Annotated in this window: 17 protein-coding genes; 10 read left to right on the top strand and 7 right to left on the bottom strand. The window is 71.9% G+C overall.

The genetic code is table 11. The annotated features are described in order from the left end of the window. Window positions 1-30 precede the first annotated feature (30 nt). On the top strand, window positions 31-849 hold the full coding sequence (locus ASG04_RS04535; RefSeq protein WP_056120935.1) for an SDR family oxidoreductase: 819 nt from the start codon (window positions 31-33) through the stop codon (window positions 847-849). A gap of 79 nt (window positions 850-928) precedes the next feature. Here ASG04_RS04535 and ASG04_RS17310 read toward each other — a convergent pair whose 3' ends face one another. The 5 genes from ASG04_RS17310 to ASG04_RS04510 form a co-directional block, all read right to left on the bottom strand. Then, window positions 929-1,435 (bottom strand): hypothetical protein, encoded by a 507-nt coding sequence (locus tag ASG04_RS17310; RefSeq protein ID WP_056120933.1) that lies wholly within the window; start codon window positions 1,433-1,435, stop codon window positions 929-931. Between the two features lie 105 nt (window positions 1,436-1,540). Continuing rightward, complete coding sequence (locus ASG04_RS04525; RefSeq protein WP_056120931.1) at window positions 1,541-2,872, bottom strand: flavin monoamine oxidase family protein; 1,332 nt, start codon at window positions 2,870-2,872, stop codon at window positions 1,541-1,543. Beyond that, window positions 2,872-4,236, bottom strand: a complete 1,365-nt coding sequence (locus tag ASG04_RS04520) for an NAD(P)/FAD-dependent oxidoreductase (protein ID WP_056120928.1) — start codon at window positions 4,234-4,236, stop codon at window positions 2,872-2,874. Before ASG04_RS04520 ends, ASG04_RS04525 begins: the two co-directional genes overlap by 1 nt. A 2-nt stretch (window positions 4,237-4,238) precedes the next feature. Beyond that, window positions 4,239-5,669, bottom strand: coding sequence for an aspartate aminotransferase family protein (locus ASG04_RS04515; RefSeq protein WP_056120926.1), 1,431 nt, complete (start codon window positions 5,667-5,669; stop codon window positions 4,239-4,241). Further along, entirely contained in the window at window positions 5,666-6,136 is a 471-nt protein-coding gene (locus ASG04_RS04510) for an Lrp/AsnC family transcriptional regulator (RefSeq protein WP_111106184.1), read from the bottom strand. The genes ASG04_RS04515 and ASG04_RS04510 overlap by 4 nt, the downstream gene beginning before the upstream one ends. 125 nt (window positions 6,137-6,261) lie before the next feature. On the opposite strand from ASG04_RS04510, the gene ASG04_RS04505 reads away from it, so the two are divergent. Genes ASG04_RS04505 through ASG04_RS04485 form a run of 5 tightly spaced genes read left to right on the top strand, consistent with a single transcriptional unit; the run spans window position 6,262 to window position 11,921 of the window. Continuing rightward, the gene (locus ASG04_RS04505) at window positions 6,262-7,710 is read left to right on the top strand and encodes a gamma-aminobutyraldehyde dehydrogenase (protein ID WP_056120923.1); all 1,449 of its coding nucleotides are present in this window, start codon (window positions 6,262-6,264) and stop codon (window positions 7,708-7,710) included. A gap of 29 nt (window positions 7,711-7,739) precedes the next feature. After that, entirely contained in the window at window positions 7,740-8,930 is a 1,191-nt protein-coding gene (locus tag ASG04_RS04500) for an ABC transporter ATP-binding protein (protein ID WP_082517818.1), read from the top strand. After that, window positions 8,927-10,135, top strand: coding sequence for a spermidine/putrescine ABC transporter substrate-binding protein (locus ASG04_RS04495; RefSeq protein ID WP_056120921.1), 1,209 nt, complete (start codon window positions 8,927-8,929; stop codon window positions 10,133-10,135). Before ASG04_RS04500 ends, ASG04_RS04495 begins: the two co-directional genes overlap by 4 nt. Beyond that, a complete protein-coding gene (locus ASG04_RS04490; protein WP_156463528.1) occupies window positions 10,132-11,055 on the top strand; it encodes an ABC transporter permease in 924 nt (307 codons plus the stop codon). Before ASG04_RS04495 ends, ASG04_RS04490 begins: the two co-directional genes overlap by 4 nt. After that, complete coding sequence (locus ASG04_RS04485; protein ID WP_082517817.1) at window positions 11,052-11,921, top strand: ABC transporter permease; 870 nt, start codon at window positions 11,052-11,054, stop codon at window positions 11,919-11,921. Before ASG04_RS04490 ends, ASG04_RS04485 begins: the two co-directional genes overlap by 4 nt. Before the next feature lie 140 nt (window positions 11,922-12,061). On the opposite strand, the gene ASG04_RS04480 is transcribed toward ASG04_RS04485, so the two are convergent. Continuing rightward, window positions 12,062-13,651, bottom strand: coding sequence for a GMC family oxidoreductase (locus tag ASG04_RS04480; protein WP_056121580.1), 1,590 nt, complete (start codon window positions 13,649-13,651; stop codon window positions 12,062-12,064). Further along, entirely contained in the window at window positions 13,648-14,994 is a 1,347-nt protein-coding gene (locus ASG04_RS04475) for an alpha/beta fold hydrolase (protein WP_056120919.1), read from the bottom strand. Before ASG04_RS04475 ends, ASG04_RS04480 begins: the two co-directional genes overlap by 4 nt. A gap of 87 nt (window positions 14,995-15,081) precedes the next feature. Here ASG04_RS04475 and ASG04_RS04470 point away from each other — a divergent pair, with 87 nt between their 5' ends. The 4 genes from ASG04_RS04470 to ASG04_RS04455 all read left to right on the top strand — a co-directional run. Next, the gene (locus ASG04_RS04470) at window positions 15,082-17,631 is read left to right on the top strand and encodes a carboxylate--amine ligase/circularly permuted type 2 ATP-grasp protein (RefSeq protein WP_056120917.1); all 2,550 of its coding nucleotides are present in this window, start codon (window positions 15,082-15,084) and stop codon (window positions 17,629-17,631) included. After that, window positions 17,631-19,430: an N-acetylglutaminylglutamine amidotransferase gene (locus ASG04_RS04465; protein WP_056120915.1), complete on the top strand. Its 1,800-nt coding sequence runs from the start codon at window positions 17,631-17,633 to the stop codon at window positions 19,428-19,430. The genes ASG04_RS04470 and ASG04_RS04465 overlap by 1 nt, the downstream gene beginning before the upstream one ends. Beyond that, window positions 19,427-21,364, top strand: coding sequence for a S9 family peptidase (locus tag ASG04_RS17975; RefSeq protein ID WP_268750889.1), 1,938 nt, complete (start codon window positions 19,427-19,429; stop codon window positions 21,362-21,364). Before ASG04_RS04465 ends, ASG04_RS17975 begins: the two co-directional genes overlap by 4 nt. Window positions 21,365-21,391: 27 nt before the next feature. Next, window positions 21,392-22,093, top strand: a 702-nt coding sequence (locus ASG04_RS04455; protein ID WP_056121576.1) for a GntR family transcriptional regulator, incomplete at its 3' end; no start/stop codon positions are given.

Raw genomic sequence — 22,093 nt, 5'->3', positions numbered from 1 at the left:
GCCTGGCGGTGTCAGACCACAGGAGGACACATGAGCAAGACCTGGTTCATCACCGGCGCATCCAAGGGCTTCGGCCGCGAGTGGGCGGAAGCCGCACTCGAGCGCGGCGACTCGGTCGCCGGCACGGCCCGCAACACCGACGACGTACAGCCGCTCGTCGACCAGTACCCGGACACGTTCCTCGCCATCCAGCTCGACGTCACCGACCGCTCGGCCGACTTCGCCGCGGTCGAGCAGGCGGCGGATCACTTCGGCTCGCTCGACGTCGTCATCAACAACGCCGGCTTCGGCCACTTCGGCATGGTCGAGGAGCTCACCGAGGACGAGGTCCGCAGCCAGCTCGAGACGAACCTGTTCGGTGCGCTCTGGGTCACCCAGGCGGCCCTGCCGATCATGCGCGAGCAGGGCTCCGGCCACGTCATCCAGGTGTCGAGCATCGGCGGCATCAGCGCCTTCCCGACCGTCGGCGCGTACCACGCGTCGAAGTGGGCGCTCGAGGGCCTGTCGCAGTCGCTCTCGCAGGAGGTCGCGGGCTTCGGCATCAACGTCACGCTGATCGAGCCCGGCGGGTTCTCGACCGACTGGTCGGGCCCGTCGTCGAAGCACAGCGACGAGAACCCGGCGTACGCGGACGTGCGCGAGGCGGCCTCGAAGCGTCCGTCGGCCGCCGACCCGGGCAAGCCCGAGGCGACCCGGTCGGCGATCCTCAAGGTCGTCGACGCCGAGCAGCCCCCGCTGCGCGTCTTCTTCGGCAAGGCGCCGCTCGGCATCGCCGAGAAGGACTACGAGTCGCGTCTGGCCACCTGGCGCGAGTGGCAGCCCGTCGCGGAGGAGGCCCACGGCGCCTGACCGACCGCGTCCGGGGACGACGCTGGACGTGTCCTCCCCGGAACCGGCAGGCTCGCGGCCGAACGAGCCGGGTCGCGTCTCAGCTCACCCACACGTTCTGCGCGATCGGGTGCAGCACCCCGTCGCCCTCGCCGGCGAAGCCGTCGGACACGAGCGCCGTCCGGCGTCCCTCGTCGCCGGTCATGTTCACGATGACCGACTCCGGGTGCACGACACCGCCGCACGTGGTCCAGTTGTCCACGCTGGCCGGATCCGGGTCGTACGCGATCAGGCAGGCCCCGCCACCCGCATCGGCCGCGATCCAGTAGGTCGTCCCGTCCCGGGTCACCGCCAGCCGCTGGCTGTTGGCGACCATCGTGTCGGGAGGGTCGACCGCGTCGTCCGGCAGGGCGTCGTCGGGTGAGAACGGGCGGTCCAGGATCGCGAGGTACCGACCCGGGTCGGGCGTGGCCGCGACGCCGGACGGTGCCACGGTGCCGGCGGCCGACCGGGACGGGGCGGGCTCGTCTGCCGCGGTGCACCCGGCCGCCAGCATCGCCAGCGCCCCCGCGATGCCCGCGGTGATCGCGATCCGAGACGTCTGCATGGTTCCCCCCACCGTTGCTGCACGCTAGCAGCAGGCGAACAGGCAGCGCACGACGCGCAGCACCGCACCGCGCGACCCCGACGACCCGACAACTCCGACGCCACGTCAGGCCGCCGGCACGGCCCCGGCCAACGCCGCCGCCGACACCGGCCGCCCGAGTACCCGCCCGGCAGCCCGTAACCCGGACAGCAGCGCCCCGTGCACCGTCGCGGGGTCGTCGCCCCACGTGGCCTCGCCCGCCAGCTGCACGCGGCCGACCGCTGTCCCGAGCAGGTCGTGGTCGTCGGTCGACGCCCCCACGTGCAGATACGAGTACGACCCCCGCGCGAACGGGTCCGCCGCCCACCGGGTGATCCGCACTGCCTGGGGTGCAGGCACCGCTCCGCCGAACATGTGCCGGAGTCCTGCCAGCCCCTCCGTGACGATCTCGTCGTCGGTCAGCCGCTCGAGCCGACGGGCACCAGCACCACCGACCAGCGCGGCGAGCACGGGCTCCCCGGTCACGCGGGACATGTCGTACCAGGAGTGCCAGTCCACGCCGGCGGGCCCCTGCTGCCGGATCACCCAGTCCGAGCCCCAGAACCGCGTCGGGAAGCGCAGGAACACCTTGTCGTAGACGCCGAACCCGAGCCGGCCCATCGCACCGGCGACGGGGTCGGGCAGCGGCGGGTCGAAGACGACGTCGCCCGCCTGCAGCACGCCGAGCGGCACCGTCACCACGGCCGACGCGGCGCTGAACACGGCACCGTCGGCGGTCGTCACCCGGACGCGCTCGTCGTTCTGCGCGACCTCGGTCACGACGGCACCGGTCCGCACGTCCAGCCCGTCGGCCAGCGCCGCCGCGTACTGCCCGTACCCGCGGGGGAACACGACCTCGTCACCGGGCACGTGCTCCTCCTCGAGCCCGTGGGCGTCGAGGTCGGTGACGGGTGCGCCGCACAGATCCTCGGAGCGGTGCGCCAGGTACTCGGACACTCGCAGTGCTCGATCGCCCGACCACCCGAGCGACGACAGCACCGCGGCGACCACCTCGGCGTACGAGACGCCCGGGGCAGCCGCTGCGACCGCGCCGTCGAGCAGCCGGTCGACGGTGTGCAGGTCGTCGACGAACGACGACACGGCAGGGTCCTGCAGGGCCGCGCCGGTCGGGTCGTGCCACGCGATCGGCCGCCCGTCGAACTGGAAGCTGCCCACCGTGAACTCGACCGTGTCGATGCCGAACGCCGGTGCCAGCGCCCAGAGCGGGTTGCCGTCGACGCCGTGGATCCACGATGCCCCGAGGTCGACGGGCACGCCGAGCGCGGTGTCCGTCCAGGTGCGCCCGCCGATGCGGTCCCGCGCCTCGAGCACGACGACGTCCTGCCCGGCCAGGACCAGGGCTCGCGCGGCGGCGAGTCCGGCCACACCCGCCCCGACGACGATCACGTCCACGCCCATCAGTGCCCTCCCGTCAGCGGTGCCATCAGCCGCGCGGCGATGCTCGCCCGCCCGGTCAGTGCTTCCTCGCGGTCGGCCAGGTCCGTCGCGACGAGTCCGGCGTTCGCCCCGAGGAACCGCAGCGGCTCGCGCTCCCAGTCGGGGGAGCGGTGCCCGACCCACGGCAGCGCGGTCAGGTCCGAGCGGACCCCGCGCACCAGGTCGGCGAGCGTCCGCCCCGCCAGGTTCGTCGTCGAGAGACCGTCGCCGACGTAGCCGCCGGCCGTGCCGACGGCGCCGTCCCACGTCACCGAGGCGCACCAGTCGCGCGGCACCCCGAGCGGTCCGCCCCAGGTGTGGGTGACGGGTGCGTCGGCCACCGCCGGGAACAGGTCGACCAGGGCGGATCGCAGGTGCGAGAACACCCGCGGCACCCGGTCGTACCCGGGCCGGATGGCCGATCCCCAGTGGTACCGGGCACCCCGGCCGCCGAACGCCAGGCGGTCGTCGGCGGTGCGCTGCCCGTAGACCAGCAGGTGCCGGTAGTCCGAGAACGTCTGCCCGTGCTCGAGCCCGATCCGGTCCCACGCGGCGGTCGGCAGCGGTGCGGTCGCGATCATCAGCGAGTAGAGCGGCAGGATCCGACGGCGGGTCTGCGCGATCTGCGCGCCGTACCCCTCGGTCGCGACGACGACCGCGCCGGCCGACACGGTCCCGCGGGTGGTGACCACCCGCCCTGCGGCCCAGGACGTGGCGGGCGTGTGCTCCGCGATCACGACACCACGAGCCTCCAGGGCGGCCGCCAGTCCGCGCACCAACGCGGCGGGCTGCACCCGCGCGCAGTCCGGGGTCCAGGCCACGCCGACGGTGCCTGCGGCGTCACCGGCCGCTGCCGGCCGGTGCACCATGTCGTCGCCGAACGCACCCGACGAGGTGACCTCGTCCCGGGCCGAGCGGTCCTGCACGGCGGACCGCGCGTACAGCACGGTGCCGCCCTTGACGTAGTCGCAGTCGATGCCGGCCTCGGTCGACGCACGCCCGACCTCGTCGACGGTGTCGCGCATCGCCTGGCGCATCGCGAGTGCGGCCTGCAGGCCGTCGTGCTCGGCGATGGACGCGGCCGACCGCGGGAAGAGCGCCGAGCACCATCCACCGTTCCGACCGGACGCCCCGAAGCCCGCGATCTCGCGTTCCACGACGACGATCTGGAGGCCCGGATCACCCTGCAGCAGGTACCACGCGGTCCAGAGACCGGTGAGTCCACCGCCGACGATGCAGACGTCCGCCGTGCGGTCGCCGTCGAGGGGTGGCCGGGGCGTCAGGTCGTCGCGGCCGGTGGCCACGAGCTGGTCCAGCCAGAACGAGACGCCCCGGTAGCCCGTCACGGTCAGATCTTCGACGCGGCCTCGGACAGCACGCTCCGCAGGATCGAGGTGATCTCGCGGAACTCCGGCTGCCCGATCGTGAGTGGCGGCGCGAGCTGCACGACGGGGTCGCCCCGGTCGTCCGCGCGGCAGTACAGCCCGGCGTCGAACAGCGCCTTCGACAGGAACCCGCGCAGCAGCCGCTCGGACTCGTCGGCGTCGAAGGTCGTCTTGGTGGCCTTGTCCTTGACGAGCTCGATGCCGTAGAAGTACCCCGCACCGCGCACGTCACCGACGATGGGCAGGTCGCGCAGCGTGTCGAGCTCGGCCTTGAACAGCGGGGCGTTCTGCTGGACGTTGGCGAGCAGGCCCTCTTCCTCGAAGATGTCGAGGTTCTCCATCGCGACCGCGGCCGACACCGGGTGCCCGCCGAACGTGTAGCCGTGGTAGAAGGTCGTGTCGCCCGTGGAGAACGGCTCGAACAGCTTGTCGCTGATGATCGTCGCGCCGATCGGGGAGTACCCCGAGGTCATCGCCTTGGCGCACGTGATCATGTCCGGCACGAAGCCGTACGTGTCACAGGCGAACATCGTGCCGATGCGGCCGAACGCGCAGATGACCTCGTCGGAGACCAGCAGCACGTCGTACTCGTCGCAGATCTCGCGCACGCGCTGGAAGTACCCGGGCGGCGGGGTGAAGCAGCCGCCGGAGTTCTGCACCGGTTCGAGGAACACGGCGGCGACGGTGTCGGGGCCCTCGAACTCGATCATCTCGCGGATGCGCTCGGCGGCCCAGACGCCGAACTCCTCTTCGGACTGCCCCGCGAAGCCCATCTCGTCGGCGCGGTAGTAGTTCGTGTTCGGCACGCGCAGCCCGCCGGGGGTCAGCGGCTCGAACATCTGCTTCATCGCGGGGATGCCCGTGATCGCGAGGGCTCCCTGCGGGGTGCCGTGGTACGCGACCGCGCGGGAGACCACCTTGTGCTTCATCGGCTTGCCGCGGAGCTTCCAGTAGTGCTTCGCGAGCTTGAACGCGGTCTCGACGGCCTCACCGCCGCCGGTCGAGAAGAACACCTTGTTGAGGTCGCCCGGCGCCAGGTCGGCCAGGCGGTCGGCGAGCTCGATCGCCGCGGGGTGCGCGTACGACCAGATCGGGAAGAACGACAGTGTCTCGGCCTGCTTCGCCGCCATCTCGGCCAGACGCTTCCGCCCGTGGCCGGCGGCGACGACGAACAGGCCGGACAGGCCGTCGATGTAGCCCTTGCCGTGGCTGTCGTACACGTGGTGTCCCTCGCCGCGCACCATGATCGGCACGTCGGCGCCGGCCTGGTTTGCCCCGTGGCGGGCGAAGTGCATCCACAGGTGGTCACGGGACTTCTGCTGCAGGGCGGCGTCGTCGACGGGCGCGAACGGGTCGTACGAGCCCAGGCGGGTCGGTCGGTCGGTGATGGTCATCGCGTTCCCCAGTCGTAGAGCTGTTTGCGGAGTTGCAGGTAGACGAAGGTCTCGGTGCCGGTCACGCCCGGGATGGCCCGGATCGTGCCGTTGAGCAGTTCGATCAGGTCGTCGTCGTCCTCGCAGACGACCTCGACCATCAGGTCGAAGCTGCCGGCGGTCATCACGAGGTAGTCGACGGCCGCCAGCTGTTCGAGTGCGTCGGCGACCTTGCGGGTGTCACCGTTGACGCGGATGCCGATCATCGCCTGCCGGTGGAAGCCGAGCTGCATCGGGTCGGTGACCGCGACGATCTGCATGACGCCGGTCTCGGTCAGCTTCTGCACGCGCTGCCGGACCGCCGCCTCGCTGAGACCGACCGCCTTGCCGATCTCCCCGTACGGACGGCGGCCGTCAGCCTGGAGCTGCTCGATGATGCGCTTGGAGATGTCGTCGATCGGACCCGGACGTCGTGGTGCTGCCGCCATGCCCGACAGCATGGCAGCGCCTTCCTCGTCAATGCAAGGGATTCCGTTGTGAACAACGTGTTTCACAACGATTTCCGTTGCGACAAGACTTCCGAACCGCCGTTTTCCGTGTCAGTATCACGGCCATGCCGGACACCACGAGCACCGTCACCCACCCTGTGCGGAACTTCGTCGGGGGCGCGTTCGTCGAGCCCCGTGGGGACGCCGTCATGGACCTCGTCGACCCGACCGACGAGCAGGTCTACGGCGTCTCCCCGGTGTCCACCGCTGCCGACGTGGACGACGCGTTCACGTCGGCAGCGGCTGCATCCGCACGGTGGCGCCGGACGACCCCGGGCGAACGGCAGCTCGCGCTGTTCCGGATCGCCGACGCGATGGAGGACCGGGCGGAGGAGTTCGCCGACCTGGAGTCCCTGGACACCGGCAAGCCCCGCGCCACCCTGGTGCAGGACGAGATCCTGCTGTCGGTCGACCAGCTCCGGTTCTTCGCCGGGGCCGCCCGCAACCTCGAGGGCCGGAGCGCCGGCGAGTACCTGGCCGACCACACGTCCTTCGTCCGTCGCGAACCGATCGGCGTCGTCGCGCAGGTCACCCCGTGGAACTACCCGCTCAACATGGCGGTGTGGAAGATCGCGCCGGCCATCGCCGCGGGCAACACCACGGTGCTGAAGCCGAGCGACACGACACCCCTGTCGACGCTGCTGCTCGCCGAGGTCGCCGCCGAGTTCCTGCCGCCGGGCGTGCTCAACGTCGTCGTCGGGGACCGCACCACGGGCGCCGCGATGATCGACCACCCGACCCCGCAGCTCGTCTCGATCACCGGGTCCGTCCGCGCGGGCATGGAGGTCGCACGGGCCGCCGCGAACGACCTCAAGCGCACCCACCTCGAGCTCGGCGGCAAGGCGCCCGTGATCGTCTTCGACGACGCCGACATCCCGGCCGCGGTCGCGGGCATCGTCGCGGCCGGGTTCTTCAACGCCGGCCAGGACTGCACCGCGGCGACCCGGCTGCTCGTGCAGGAGGGCATCCACGACGAGTTCGTCGCCGCCCTGGTCGCCGAGGCCCGGGGCAACGCGCAGTGCGGCCCCGACGTCGACGCCCCGTTCTTCGGCCCGGTCAACAACGCCGGGCAGCTCGCCCAGGTGCGCTCGTTCATCGACACGCTGCCCGACCACGCGACGATCGAGCTCGGCGGGCACCGGATCGGCGACCGCGGCTTCCACCACCAGGCCACGATCGTGTCCGGCCTGCACCAGGACGACCGGATCGTGCAGCAGGAGGTGTTCGGGCCGGTGCAGACCGTGCAGCGCTTCCGCACCGAGGAGGACGCCCTGCGTGCCGCGAACGGTGTGGAGTACGGCCTGGCGAGCTCGGTCTGGACGACCGACCACGCCCGGGCCATGCGCTTCGCCCGCGACCTGGACTTCGGCTGCGTCTGGATCAACACGCACATCCCGATCGTCGCCGAGATGCCGCACGGGGGCTTCGGCCACTCCGGCTACGGCAAGGACCTGTCCCAGTACGGGTTCGACGACTACACCCGCATCAAGCACGTCATGTCCCACATCGGCTGAGCCCGATCCACCCTGCAGCAGGAGGCACCATGGCAGTGACCGGCACGTTCGCCGAATCGGGAGCCGATCTCCGGCTCGAGCAGATCACCAAGTCGTTCCCCGGGCACACCGCGGTCGACGCCCTGGACCTGACGGTCCCGGCGGGGTCGTTCTTCGCCCTGCTCGGTCCGTCGGGCTGCGGCAAGACCACCACGCTCCGACTGGTCGCCGGGCTCGAGGAACCCACGAGCGGCAGCATCCTGCTGGGCGGCGAGGACGTCACCGAGACCAAGCCGTACCAGCGGCCGGTCAACACCGTGTTCCAGAACTACGCGCTCTTCCCGCACATGAGCGTGCTCGACAACGTCGCGTTCGGCCTGAAGCGCCGCCGCATCCCGGACCCGATGACGAAGGCGCGCGAGGCGCTGCGGCTGGTCGAGCTCGAGGCGTCGGCGTCGAAGCGGCCCGCGCAGCTGTCCGGCGGCATGCAGCAGCGCGTCGCCCTGGCCCGCGCCATCGTCAACCGGCCGGCGCTGCTGCTGCTCGACGAACCGCTCGGCGCCCTCGACCTGAAGCTCCGGCACCAGATGCAGCTCGAGCTCAAGACCATCCAGGCCGAGGTCGGGCTGACGTTCCTGCACGTCACCCACGACCAGGAGGAGGCGATGACGATGGCCGACACCGTCGCCGTGATGAACGGCGGTCGGATCGAGCAGATGGGCAGCCCCGAGGACCTCTACGAACTCCCGCGCACCGCGTTCGTCGCCAACTTCCTGGGGCAGTCGAACCTGCTCGAGGGCGACGTGCAGGGCACCGACGGCCCGCTGCTGGTCGTCCGGACCGCGGCCGGCACGTTGGCCGTGCCCACCGACCGCGCGGTCACCACCACGGGCCGCGTGGTCGTCGGGGTCCGCCCCGAGAAGCTCAAGATCCGCACCGCCGAACCCGCGCGCGAACCCGGCCGCAACATCCTCGGACCCGGACGCGTCGTCGACGTCTCGTTCTCCGGCGTCAGCACGCAGTACCTGGTCGACGTCCCCGGAGCCGGCCGGGTGTCGGTGTTCGCCCAGAACTCGAAGGGCGGCCCGCGGGTCGCGACCGGCACCGAGGTGTGGCTCACCTGGGGCGTCGACCACGGCTTCGGTCTGGAGGCTCCGCACACGTCCGACGCGACCGTCACCACCCAGCCCGCACCGGGCCTCCCGTCCGGCCAGCCCGCAACCGCAGGTGCGGTCGCATGAGCGCCGGACCCGACCTGCTGCGCGGCCTGACCTCCGCCCGCGTCAGCCGCCGGGGGCTGCTCGCCGGTGGCGGTGCCGCGGCGCTCGCCGCCCTGCTGACCGGGTGCAGCATCAAGGGCTCGGCCGGGTCGCAGGGCGACCCCGTCGACTGGACGGCCTTCTGGCGGGACGCGAAGGAGACCAAGGACCTGAACTTCGCGAACTGGCCGCTGTACATCGACTCCGACCACGGCAAGTCCGAGTCCCTGCGGCTGTTCGAGCAGGAGACGGGCATCGCCGTGGACTACCAGGCGGTGATCCAGGACAACGCGACGTTCTACGCCACCGTCTCCCCGATCCTCCGGGCGAAGGGGTCGACCGGCTACGACCTGGTCGTCATGACGAACGGGTACGAGCTCACCGAGATGATCAAGAACGGCTTCGTGTGCCAGCTCGACCGGTCGCGGATGCCGAACTTCGCCAAGTACGCGTCGGACTCGGTGCAGGACCCGAACTACGACCCGGGCAACAAGCACTCCGTGGTGTGGCAGACCGGGTTCACGGGCCTGGCGTACAACCCGAAGTACACCGGGCGGAAGATCACCTCGTTCCAGGACCTGCTCGACCCCGCGTTCCGTGGCCGCATCGGGCTGATGAGCGACAACACCGAGCTCGGTTCGCTCGCGCTGCTGGCGCTCGGCATCGCTCCGGAGACCTCGACGCCGTCGGACTGGCGGAAGGCGCAGGACTGGCTGCGGAAGCTGCGGCCGAGTGTCGCCGGCTTCTACGACCAGAGCTACGTCAACCGGTTGGAGAACGGCGACACGTGGATCACCCAGGCGTGGTCGGGTGACGTGTTCCAGGCGCAGCAGTCCGGGTTCCCGGACCTGGAGTTCGTCACGCCGGACGAGGGCCAGATGATGTGGCACGACAACATGCTCATCCCGAAGCAGGCCGCCAACCCGCTGTCGGCGTTGACCTGGATGGACTACTACTACACGCCGCGGATCGCCGGGATCGTCGAGGACTACGTCAACTACGTGTGCCCGGTGCCCGGCGCCGAGGACTACGTGCGCGATGAGCTCAAGGACCCCACCGTGGCCGACAGTCCGCTCGTGTTCCCGGATGCGTCGGTGCTGGAGAAGTCGCACGAGTTCCGCGTGTTCGCCAACTACGACGAGTACTCGGAGTGGAACGGCATCTTCAACGCGGTGGTGCAGTCGTGAGCGCCGTCGGGGTGGCCCCGGGGCTCGGGCCCGCCGGCACCGCGCCGGTACGCCGGGGACGTCGTCGCAGCACGCCGTTCCTGCTCGCGCTGGTCGGCACCGCGTACCTCTGCGTGTTCTTCGTGATCCCGCTGGTGTCCGGGCTGATCGTCTCGCTGATGTCGGGCAACCCGGACGACGGGTACACGTTCACGTGGAACTTCGGGATCTACTCGTCGCTGTTCGTCGACCCGCAGGTGCCGTACCTGACGTTCCTGCTGCGCTCGCTCTGGTACGGCCTGGCCGCCACCGTCGTGACGATCATCGTCGGGTACCCGGTGGCGTACTTCGTGGCGTTCCGGGTGTCGCCGCGGTGGAAGAACCCGCTGCTCATGCTCGTGTTCATCAGCTTCCTGGTGTCGTTCGTCATCCGCACCGACATGTGGGCGTTCGTGCTGGCGTCGCAGGGGCCCGTCGTCACCGTCCTGCAGGGGATCGGGCTGGCCGGCAAGGACTTCCACATCCTCGGCACCGGCGGGGCGGTCGTCTTCGGGGACGCGTACAACGACCTGGCGTTCATGGTGCTGCCGATCTACGCCGCGCTCGAGCGGATCGACCCACGACTCGGCGAGGCGGCGAACGACCTGTACGCCGGTAAGGTCCGTGCGTTCTGGCACACCACGCTGCCGCTGTCCCGCTCCGGCATCTTCGCCGGGGTGCTGCTCGTGTTCATCGACTGCGTCGGCGACCCGGTCAACTCGGCGCTGCTCGGGGGCACGAACACGTACACGATCGGGCAGGCGATCCAGGACGCCTACTCCGGCAACCAGCAGTACAACGTCGCCGCGGCCCTGTCGACCGTGCTCATGGTCGTGCTCGGCATCATCCTGTTCATCTACGCCCGGGTCTCCGGCACCGACGACCTCGAGGACCTCGTATGACCGCCGTCGCCCCACCCCGTTCGTCCACAGGACCGGCATCGCCGGTCTCCGCGCCGGTCGTGCACCGCAACGGCGTGAACCGCCGCGGGCCGTGGCTGGCGATCGTGTACTGGGTCGTCATCGCGATCACCCTCGTGCCGATCGTCTACATGGTCGTGTACTCGTTCAACGACGCCCCCACGAACCGCCTGTCGTTCGCGTGGAACGGCTTCACGACCTACTGGTACGCCAACCTGGTGAACGTGTCCGGGCTCGGGCAGGCCTTCGTGACGTCCGTGGTCGTCGCGTTCCTGGCCGCGATCGTGTCCGTCGCGATCGGGCTGCCGCTCGCGCTGGCCCTCGAGCGGTACCGGTTCCCGGGCCGCGGCGTCGTGAACAGCGTCGTGTTCGCCGACATCGCGGCGCCGTCGATCGTCGTCGGGTCCGCGTCGCTGTCGTTCTTCCTGTCGATCGGGCTCGGGACCGGGTTCCTGACGGTGCTGCTGACACACGTGGCGTTCGACGTGGCGTACGTCGTCGTGGTGCTGCGGGCGCGGATCGCGGGGACCTCCCGGGCACTCGAGGAGGCCGCCGGTGACCTCGGTGCGACACCGTTCCAGGCCTTCCGGCTCGTGACGCTCCCGCTGCTGGCGCCGGGCATGCTCGCCGCGGGACTGTTGGCGCTCGCGATGTCGATCGACGACTACGTGATCACGTCGTTCGTCGCGGGGCCCGCGGTGACCTTCCCCCTGTTCGTGTACGGCGCCGCGAAGGCCGGGATGCCGCCGCAGGTGCTCTGCTTCGGGACGCTGGTGTTCGCGGTGGGACTGCTCGTCGCGCTGCTGAACGGCGCGCTGAACCGTCGGTTGGCGCGCACGCGGGGGTGACGCCCCGGCGCCGTTGCGCCGCCGGGTGGTGCGCGGTTGTCCGGCTGGTGCGAGGTTGATGCCTCGCACCGGGCGGTCGACGTCGCACCGGGCGGCGAACTCGCACGGTGCGGGTGTACTCCAGTAGTCGGTCGGTCGCGTCAGACGGCGACGCGCGCCGCCTGGTCGCGGTCGGCCGCGACGTCGTCGGCCAGCATGCGGTCGGCGGTGCGGAGCGACAGCGCCATGATCGTCAGCGCCGGGTTGGCGATGAGCGAACTCGGGAAGACCGAGTTGTCGACGATCCACATGTTCGGCACGTCCCACGAGCGGCCGACCGCGTCGACGACCGAGCGCTCGGGATCGGTGCCCATCCGCGCGGTGCCCACGGTGTGCGCGGTGCGGTCGAGCACGCGCACGTCCTTGCCGCCGGCGGCCTCGACGATCGCGGTCATCGTCGCGATGGCGTGCTCCGCGACCGCGGCCTCGTTGTCACCGGGCGAGAACGTGACCCGGGCGACGGGCATCCCGTTCGCGTCGAGCTCGTCGGTCAGGACCAGCCGGTTGTCGTCGTACGGCAGGCACTCGGCGTTGATGCCGACGCCGGCCATCCGCGGGTAGTCGCGCATCGCCCGGACGAGGGCGGCGCCACGGAGGCCACCGCCGCGCACGAGCGAGGTCGCGAGGGTCAGCGGCTGCACGCCCAGGCTCTGGATCAGGTAGCCGCCAGCGAAGTCGACGCCCTCGGGACGGATGAAGTCCTCGGTGATGATCGACGACGGGTAGCCGCGGTACGAGCGCATCGACTCGTCGAACGTCGCCCACACCTGGGTCGCGCCGTGGGCCGTGAAGTTCCGGCCGACCTGACCGCTGCTGTTGGCGAGTCCGGTGTGCAGCAGCAGCCGGGGGGTCTCGATCCCGCCGGCGGCCAGTACGAGGGAGCGGGTGCGCTGGCGGTGGTCACGGCCACCCTGGCGGTAGACGACCGCCTCGACCTGCCCACGGGCGTCGAGCTCGATGCCGTGCACGAACGACTCGGCACGGATCTCCGCGCCGAACGCGACCGCAGCGGGCAGGTACGTGGTGTCCATGGACACCTTCGCGCCGTTCCGGCAGCCCTGGTGGCACGAGCCGCACGCCACGCACGCCTGGCGCAGGCCGTGGTGCTCCTGCATGCGGTCCTCGGTGGTGAGTCCCACGGGGGCATCAGTGGCCGTGATCCCGAGGGCCGCGGTGCCGCGCATCATCATGTCCGACGAGGCGTTCCGCGCCGCCGGGCCCATGCGGTAGCGACGAGCGGGGTCCCACGGGTAGTGCGCGGGTCCGGCGACGCCGACGTCGTGCTCGGCCTGCTCGATCCAGCGGACCAGCTCGGCGTGCTCGATCGGCCAGTCCTCGCCCTTGCCCGAGTCGGTGCGCAGCCGGATGTCGTGCTCGTTCGGGCGCGGGGTGAACGCACCCCAGTGCAGCGTCGACCCACCCACGCCGGTGCCGCTGTTGTTCGGGCCGAACGCGGTCGGGGCGCTGCCACCGCTGATGCGCTCGTCCATCCAGTTGATGTCACCGGGGGCCTCGACCTCGTCGGGCGTGTGGTCCCCGGGCTCCGTGTTCGGACCGGCCTCGAGGGCGACGACCCGCAGGCCGCGTCGTGCCAGGGTCGCGAGCAGCGGTGCGCCACCCGCACCCGTGCCGACGACCACCACGTCGACGATCTCGTCCTCGGCATACCGGCGCTGGTCGTTCAGGTTCATCGTGCGGCTCCCGCCGGTTCCCATGCTTCTCGCTGTCCCGCTCCGAGGAGCAGGAAGCCCTGCTTGCGGACGCCGTCGCCACCGTTGGCGAAGCCGTCGTAGTCGATCTCGGCCATGGTCGCGGGGTGCGCGACCCACTGCTTTGCGAGGTCCACGCTGGCGTCCTCGGCCCAGGCGCGGAGCTGCTCCGCGTCGAAGGGACCGGCGGCCGGAGTGTGCTCGCCCTCGGACACCGCGTCGAGCACGGTCGCCAGGTGGTCGTCGCCCCGGTCGGCCTCGGGCGCGAGTGCGTCGAGTCCGGCGCGGTAGGCGTCCACGTCGACGGGCAGCCCGTCCGGACGCCAGCCGTCGCCGAGGCCGTCGGCGAGCTGCGCGTCGACGCGGAGCGCCAGGTCCACCGGACGGTCGTCCTGCGGCACGACGACCCGGGCGACCGCACGGAGGGTGGTCAGCTGGCGGTCGGTGAGGACCTGCGGGGATGCGCCGGGGTCGTCCGGCAGCGACCGGACCGCCAGGATGCCCCGGGTCCGCGCACTGACGCGCGGTGAGGCGATGACGCGCACGGTGGCGGCGGGCACGAGGGGTCCTGGAGCGACTCGGCGGTCCCAGAAGTCCCGGATGCGGTCGGCGACGTCGTCCGGGCGCTCCCACGGCAGCAGGTGGGCGGCGCCCTCGACGACGCCGAACTCGCCGTTCGGCCAGTGCGGCAGGTTCAGGGTGCGCTGCGCGTCGGGTCCGAGGTCGCCGTCGGCCGCGCCGGCCAGGACGAGCGCCGGCACCGGGTTCGGGGGGAAGCGGTCGGACCAGTCCTCGCGGCTGCCGCGGACGAGCCAGGCGGTCCAGGCCTCGGGGGCGGCGCGCTGCACGTCGTGCACGGCCATGGCGTGGGGCTCCGGCGGCAGCTGCTCGTCGGTGTTCGCGGACACGAAGGTGTCGGCCTCGTCCGGGCCGATCTCGCCGTCGGACGCCCAGCCGAGCATGGTCTGTCGCCGCTCGTCGTCCATCGGCTCGGGCGACAGCGGCGAGGCGGCGAGCAGCACCACGGCGCGCAGGCCGAACAGGCCGTTCGAGCCGTCGATGGTCCGTGACGCCACGACCGAGGCGACCTTGCCGCCCATCGAGTGCCCGACGAGCACCCACTCGGTGGCGCCGCTCCGGCCGATGGCACGCTCGACGCGCTCGACCATCTCCTCGACGGTCGTGCCGGTCACGGCGGAGGACCGCCCGAAGCCGGGCAGGTCGACGCCGATCAGGTCGAGGGTCCCGGCGAGACGCGCACGGAGGGTCGCGAACTCCTCGGAACTCGACCCGAGGGCGTGCAGGCAGAATGCGGTCGCCGTCATCCTTCGTTTCTACGGACGAGCCACGGGGTTGTTCACAGCCTGCTGTACCCCCGTGCGCGCGACACCCGTCGCCGGTAGGTTCTCCACATGAGTGCAGAGCTGACGCTCGGCGCCGAGGAAGAACTGCACCTCATCGACCTCGAGTCCGGCCGACTTTCCGCGAAGGCCCCGCGCCTTCTGCCCAAGCTGCCCGCCGACCGCTTCGGCGCCGAGCTGCAGCGGACCACCATCGAGACGAACACCCCGGTCGTGACGACCCTCGACGACCTCCGGCGCGTGATCGTCGACCTGCGCCAGGAGCTCGCCGCCGCGATCGAACCCGCGGGGGTGACGATCGCCGCGGCCGGCACGGCGCCCCGGTCCGAGTACGCCGACTTCGAGCTGACGTCGGGCGGTCGCTTCGGCCGGATGCAGGAGCAGTACCGGATGCTCGTCGACGAACAGCTCATCTGCGGGCTGCAGGTGCACGTCGGGGTGAGCGACCGCGACCTGGCGGTGCAGATCGCCCAGCGCGTGGCACCGACGCTGCCCGCGCTGCTGGCCCTGAGCGCGTCGAGTCCGTTCTGGAACGGGCAGGACACCGGGTACTCCTCGTTCCGCAGCATCATCTGGCAGCGGTGGCCGTCCGCCGGCAGCTTCGGTCGGGTGTCGAGTGCGGCGGAGTACGACAAGGTGCTCGACGACCTCATCGCGTCGGGCGTGATCGCCGACAAGAAGATGGCGTACTTCGACGTCCGGCCCTCGTCCCACGCGCCGACGCTCGAGCTCCGGGTCTGCGACGCCACCCCCGTGGTCGACGACGCCGTCCTGATCGCGGGGCTCTTCCGCGCCGCGGTCCGCAAGGCCGAGCTCGCGGTCGAGTCGGGCGGCGAGTGGCACCCGCGCAGCGAACCGCTGCACCGGGCGGCGATGTGGCAGGCCGCCCGCAGTGGTCTGAGCGGCGAACTGCTCGGGCTCGGGCAGCACCCGGAGCGCCTGCCGGCAGAGATCGCGGTCCGACAGCTCGTCTCCCGCCTGCGTCCCGAGCTCGAGGAACTCGGCGACTGGGCCACGGTGGCCGACCTGGTCGAGGACACGCTCGCGCGGGGCACCTCCACCGACCGGCAACGCACCGCGTACGCCGAGCGCGGCAGCCTGGACGACGTCGTCGCCCAGGTCATCGCCGACACCGCGGGGACGCCCTCCGGCCACGAGGAACACCCCGTGGTCGCGATCCCGTCCTACCGGGTGCGCGCGGGCGACGAAGCGGTCGGACCCGGTGCCCGCCCGCGCCCCGCCTTCCGCGACCTCGCCGCGTTCTTCCGCGGCTGGGACGCCGACACCACGATCGAGCACTGCGCCGCGCGGGACGTCTGGACCCGCGAGCACGAGGTCGGGTTCGTCGTCGACGGCGGCGTGCAGGTCTTCGGGTGCGACCTGGTGCCGCGCACGATCAGTGCCTACGAGTGGGCCCAGCTCGAGGCCGGTCTCGCCCAGCGGGCACGGGCCATCGAGCTCTTCCTGCGTGACGCGTACGGCGCCAGACGGATCGTCACGGACGGTGCGATGCACCAGGACGACTTCGTCGGGGCGAACGGCTGGGACCCGGATGCGGCTCGGCTCCCCGCCGATGCCGTCCGGGCGTCGGTGATCGGCTTCGACCTGATCCGGAACGAGTTCGGCGGGTGGCGCGTGCTCGAGGACAACGTTCGCTCGCCCTCCGGTGTCGCGTACGGACTCGCCCTGCGCGAGATGATGGACGACGTGGTGCCGGACGCCCCCCGCCCCGACCGGTTGCGCGACCCGCACACCGTCCTCGGTCTGCTGCGTGACACCCTCTGCGCGAACGCGTCCGCCGTCACCGGCCACCCGGACCCGGTCGTGGCCCTGGTGTCGGACGGCCCGGGCGCCGGTGCCTGGTACGAACACCGTCGCCTGGCTGACGGCGCCGGCATGCGGCTGGTGTCCGAGTCCGACCTCGACGTCCGCGACGGGCAGGTGGTCCATGCCCCGTCGGGCGAGGTCCTGCACGCGCTCTACCTGCGGATCGACCGCGACGTCAGCGCGCTGCGGACCGACGCGACCCCGGACCTCGGCGCGCGGATCCTCGACGCGGCGCAGGCGGGCACGGTGCACCTCGCCAACGCGCCGGGCAACGCGCTGGTCGACGACAAGGCGATGTACGTCTGGGTGCCGGACCTGATCTGGTACTACCTCGAGCAGAAGCCCCTGCTCGAGTCCGTGCCGACGTACCGCACCGGCATCGAGGTCGAGCGGCTGTCCGTGCTCGACCGCGTCGGCGAGCTCGTCACGAAGCCCGTCGACGGCGAGGGCGGCCGCGACGTGATGATCGGTCCGAGCGCGAGTGCCCCCGAGGTCGCGGAACGCCGACGCGCGATCGCCGCCGACCCCGCGGGCTGGGTGGGGCAAGAGGTCGTGCAGCTGTCGTCGCACCCCACCATCGGCCCCTCCGGCCTCGACCCGCGGCACGTCGACCTCCGGGCGTTCGTGTACGTCACCGGGACCGGCCCGGACGACGTCCACCTGGCCGACGTCGCCCTGACCCGCGTCGCCCCCGAGGGCAGCATGGTCGTCAACTCCTCGCGGGGCGGCGGCGCCAAGGACACGTGGATCATCGACGCGGAAGCAGCGCGCTGATGTGCGGGCTCGCGGGCGAGATCCGCTTCGACGGCACCGCACCCGACGTGGGCGCGGTCGCCCGGATGACGGGCTGCATGGTGCACCGGGGCCCCGACGGCGACGGCCTGTGGGCCCGCGGCCCCGTCGCGCTCGGCCACCGACGTCTGTCGATCGTCGACCTGTCCACCGCCGGGGCGCAGCCGATGGTCGTGGCGCGGCTGGGTCTCACGATCGCCTACAACGGCATGGTCTACAACTACCGGCAGCTCCGCGACGAGCTGCACGGCAAGGGCCACACCTTCGACTCGACGTCGGACACCGAGGTCATCGTCGCCGCGTACGCCGAGTGGGGCACCGCGTTCGTCGAGCACCTGGTCGGGATGTTCGCGATCGCGATCTGGGAGCACGCCAGCGGGCGGCTCGTCCTGGCGCGGGACCGCCTGGGCATCAAGCCGCTCTACGTCGCTCCTGTGCCCGGCGGGCTCCGGTTCGCGAGCTCCCTGCCCGCGGTCCTGGCGGGCAGCGGCGGCGGCAGCCATGACGTCGACACGTCGATCGACCCGGTCGCCTTCGCGTCGTACATGACCTTCCACTCGATCGTCCCGGCTCCGCGCACGATCCTGTCCGGTGTCGGCAAGCTCCCGCCCGCGACCGTCCGGGTGGTCGAGCCCGACGGCACGACCACGGACACCGTGTACTGGGAACCCCGGTTCGAGCGTGACCCGGCCAAGGCCGACTGGTCGGACCAGGACTGGCAGCACGCCGTGGTCGAGTCCCTCCGCACCGCGGTCGGACGGCGCATGGTCGCCGACGTCCCCGTGGGCGTGCTGCTCTCCGGCGGCATCGACTCCTCGCTCGTGGTCGCCCTGCTCGCCGAGGCCGGTCAGCGCGACCTCGCCACGTTCAGCATCGGCTTCGAGTCGGCCGGCGGTGAGTCCGGCGACGAGTTCGAGTACTCGGACCTGGTCGCCCGGCACTTCGGCACCGACCACCACCGCATCCGCATCCCGTCGTCGCGGCTGCTCGACGGCATCGACGGCGCGGTGGCGGCGATGAGCGAGCCCATGGTCAGCCACGACTGCGTCGCGTTCTGGCTGCTGTCACAAGAGGTCTCGCAGCACGTCAAGGTCGTGCAGTCCGGGCAGGGTGCCGACGAGGTCCTGGCCGGCTACAGCTGGTACCCGCCCCTGGCCGACGTCCCGCGGGACCAGGCCGCCGAGGCGTACCGCTCGGTGTTCATGGACCGCCGCTGGCCGGCTCTGCAGGGACTGCTCGGGGAGCGCTGGCGCAGCGACGACGACACTCCGTCGGCGTTCGTCGACCGGGAGTTCGCCCGCCCGGGTGCCGACGACAGCGTGGACGCCGCACTCCGCAGCGACACGACCATCATGCTCGTCGACGACCCGGTCAAGCGCGTCGACAACATGACCATGGCCTGGGGGCTCGAGGCCCGCGTGCCGTTCCTCGACCACGAGTTCGTCGAGCTGGCCGGTGCGGTCCCGACGGCGCTCAAGCTCGCCGACGGCGGCAAGGGCGTGCTGAAGCGGGCGTCGCGCGGCATCGTCCCCGACGCGGTCATCGACCGCACCAAGGGCTCGTTCCCCGTACCGGCGATCCGGCAGCTCGAGGGCCCCTACCTCGAGCGCGTCCGCGTCGCGCTGCACGCACCAGAGGCGCGCGAGCGCGGTCTGTTCGACCCGGCCACGGTGGAGCGGATGCTCCGCGACCCGAACACCACCAGGACCGAGATCGGCGCGAACGCACTCTGGCAGCTCGGCCTGATCGAGATGTGGCTGCAGCACCAGGGGGTGCGGTGAACCGGGCGGGAGGCCCCACCGACGTCGCCACGCGGGTGACGGTCGTCGGGGCGGTCAGGACCGAGGCCGCGGCCGACCTGGGCGAGCGGCTCACGGCCGCCTGGGGGTCGTGGGGCCCGACGATGACGCGCAACGCGCGCCGTGTCGCCTTCGTGAGCGACCGGTTCGGCACCCCAGAGGTGTTCGTGCAGGACGTCGTGGTGGACGGCCCACCCCCCGAGCCGACCCGCATCGGACTGTCCGACGACCCGGTCATCCGGGTGTCGTGGTCCTCGGACGGCGAGTGGCTCGCCGTGGCGATCGCGACTGACGGCGGCGTGAAGCAGCAGGTCTGGGTGGTCCGTCCCGACGGTTCCGACGCGGCGCAGATCGCCGGGTCGCGGTATCAGCACGCCGAACTCGGACCGTGGAGCCGCAGCGGGCACCGCGTCGTGATCACCCTGCCGTCGACCGAGCCCGAGCAGCCCGCCCGCGCGTACCTGGTGGACCCGGTGTCCGGCGACCGCGACGACCTGGCGGTCGGCGAGCTCATCCACGTGCTCGACCTGTCGGTCGAGGAACGCCTGGTGGTGCTGCGCGACGGGCAGCGCGGGCAGGAGTTCGTCGTCGCCGTCGACCGGTTGACCGACGAGAGCCACCCGCTGCTGACCGACCCGCCGTCCGGATCCGCCGAGATCGCGTTCCTGCGGCCGTCCCCGGCGAGCGAGACCAGCCCGCTCGTGGCGTACGTCGCCACCGAGGCCGGTGCTCCGCGCCGCCAGCTCGTCGCACAGCCCGTCGGCCCGCACGGGTGGCGCGGACGGTCCCGACGCATCGTCGGACGTGACGACGCCGAGCTCGAGTTCCTCGACGCCGACGACGCCGGCCGCACGCTGCTGCTCGGGTGGAACGTCGACGGGCGCAGCGAGCTCGAGCTCGTCAACACGCACGACGCCTCGCGCACCCCGGTGCCGGACCTGCCCGGTGCGGTCGTCACCGACCCGGTGCTCAGCCGCGACGGCCGCAGCGTCATCCTCGCCGTCGAGGGACCGACCAGCCCCCGCGGTCTGTGGCGTCTCGACACGAACGCCCTGACCTGGAGCCGCGTCACCGACGCCCCGGCACTGCCGGACACCCCGCTCGTCGAACCCGTGTTGCAGCGCTTCGCCGCACGCGACGGACTGGAGCTGACCGGATGGCTCTACCCGGCGGTCGAGCCGGCCACCGCGTCACCCGCGGCCGGCGACGAGGGCCGGGCCGAGCCTCCACGCCGTCGCGCAGCGATGGTCCACCTGCACGGCGGGCCGGAGTCGCAGGAACGGCCGACGTTCTCGCCGCAGCACCAGGCGCTCGCCGCGGCGGGCATCACCGTCTTCGCACCGAACATCCGGGGTTCCTCCGGGTACGGCGCCGCGTTCGTGCACGCGGACGACCTGGCCCTGCGGTGGGACGCGCTGGCCGACGTCGTCGACTGCGCCCGGTGGCTCGTGTCGTCGGGCTGGGCAGACCGGTCGCGCGTCGCGGTCGAGGGCCGCTCGTACGGCGGCTACGCGACCAACGCCTCGTTGGCGTTCACCCCGGACGTCTTCGCGGCCGGGGTCGCGGTGTGCGGCATGAGCGACTTCGCGACGTTCTACCGCGACACCGAACCGTGGATCGCCGGCGCCGCGGCGACGAAGTACGGTCACCCGGTGCACGACCACGAGCTGCTCGCGTCGCTGTCGCCGATGCGCGCGGTCGACGACGTGACGGCGCCGCTGCTCGTCGTGCACGGTGAGCTCGACACCAACGTGCCGATCGGCGAGGCGCACCAGCTCGTCGCCGCACTGCGCGACCGGGCGCACGACGTCGAGTACCTCGAGCTCGCGGGCGAGGGGCACGAGTACCGCCGGGCGACGTCGCGTGCGGAACTCGTCCGGACGATGGTGTCGTTCCTGGCCTCCCGTCTCGGGTGAGACCCGGCGTTCCCTAGGATCGAGGACGTGACCACCACCGTGCCCGGCTTCCCGACGGGACGCATCACGCAGCGCGGGCTGCGCGACCGCGTGTACGACCGGGTGCTCGACGTGCTGATGGGGCACGACGTCGAGCCGGGCATGCGCCTGTCGATCGACGGGCTCGCCCGGACGCTCGGCGTCTCGCCCACCCCGGTGCGCGAGGCGCTGGTGCAGCTCGAGCGGACCGGCCTGGTGGTGCGCGAGGCGAACAAGGGGTACCGCGTGGCTCCGCCGCTCGCCGGCGACCAGCTCGAGGCGCTGTTCGACGCCCGGCTCATCATCGAGAGCGGCGCGGTCGACCTCGCGGCCCGGGGTGACGTCGGCGCGCTGCGTGCGCGACTCGAGGCGGCACTCGGGCAACAGGCGGCGGTGGTCCGGGAGATCGCGGCCGTGGGGGTGCAGGCCGCGCCCGAGGAGCTGATGGCCCGGTTCTTCCGGAGCGACTGGCAGTTCCACCAGGTCGTGTTCGACGCCGCACGCAACCCGTTCCTGCAGGAGATGTCCGAGGTCATCACGACGCGGGTGCACCGGATGCGGCAGATCGTCGAGGGCGGCGACGACGACACCGACCGTGCCGTGCACGAGCACCAGGCGATCGTGGACGCGCTGGGGGTCGATCCCCAGACGGCGGTCGCCGCGATGCGGACGCACATCGACGCCGTCCGCGAGCGGTCGCGGGCGGACGCG

Source organism: Curtobacterium sp. Leaf183, from assembly GCF_001424385.1.
Lineage (GTDB): Bacteria > Actinomycetota > Actinomycetes > Actinomycetales > Microbacteriaceae > Curtobacterium.
Note: the sequence above shows the minus strand (reverse complement) of the source record. Positions and strands in the feature narration are given on the sequence as shown.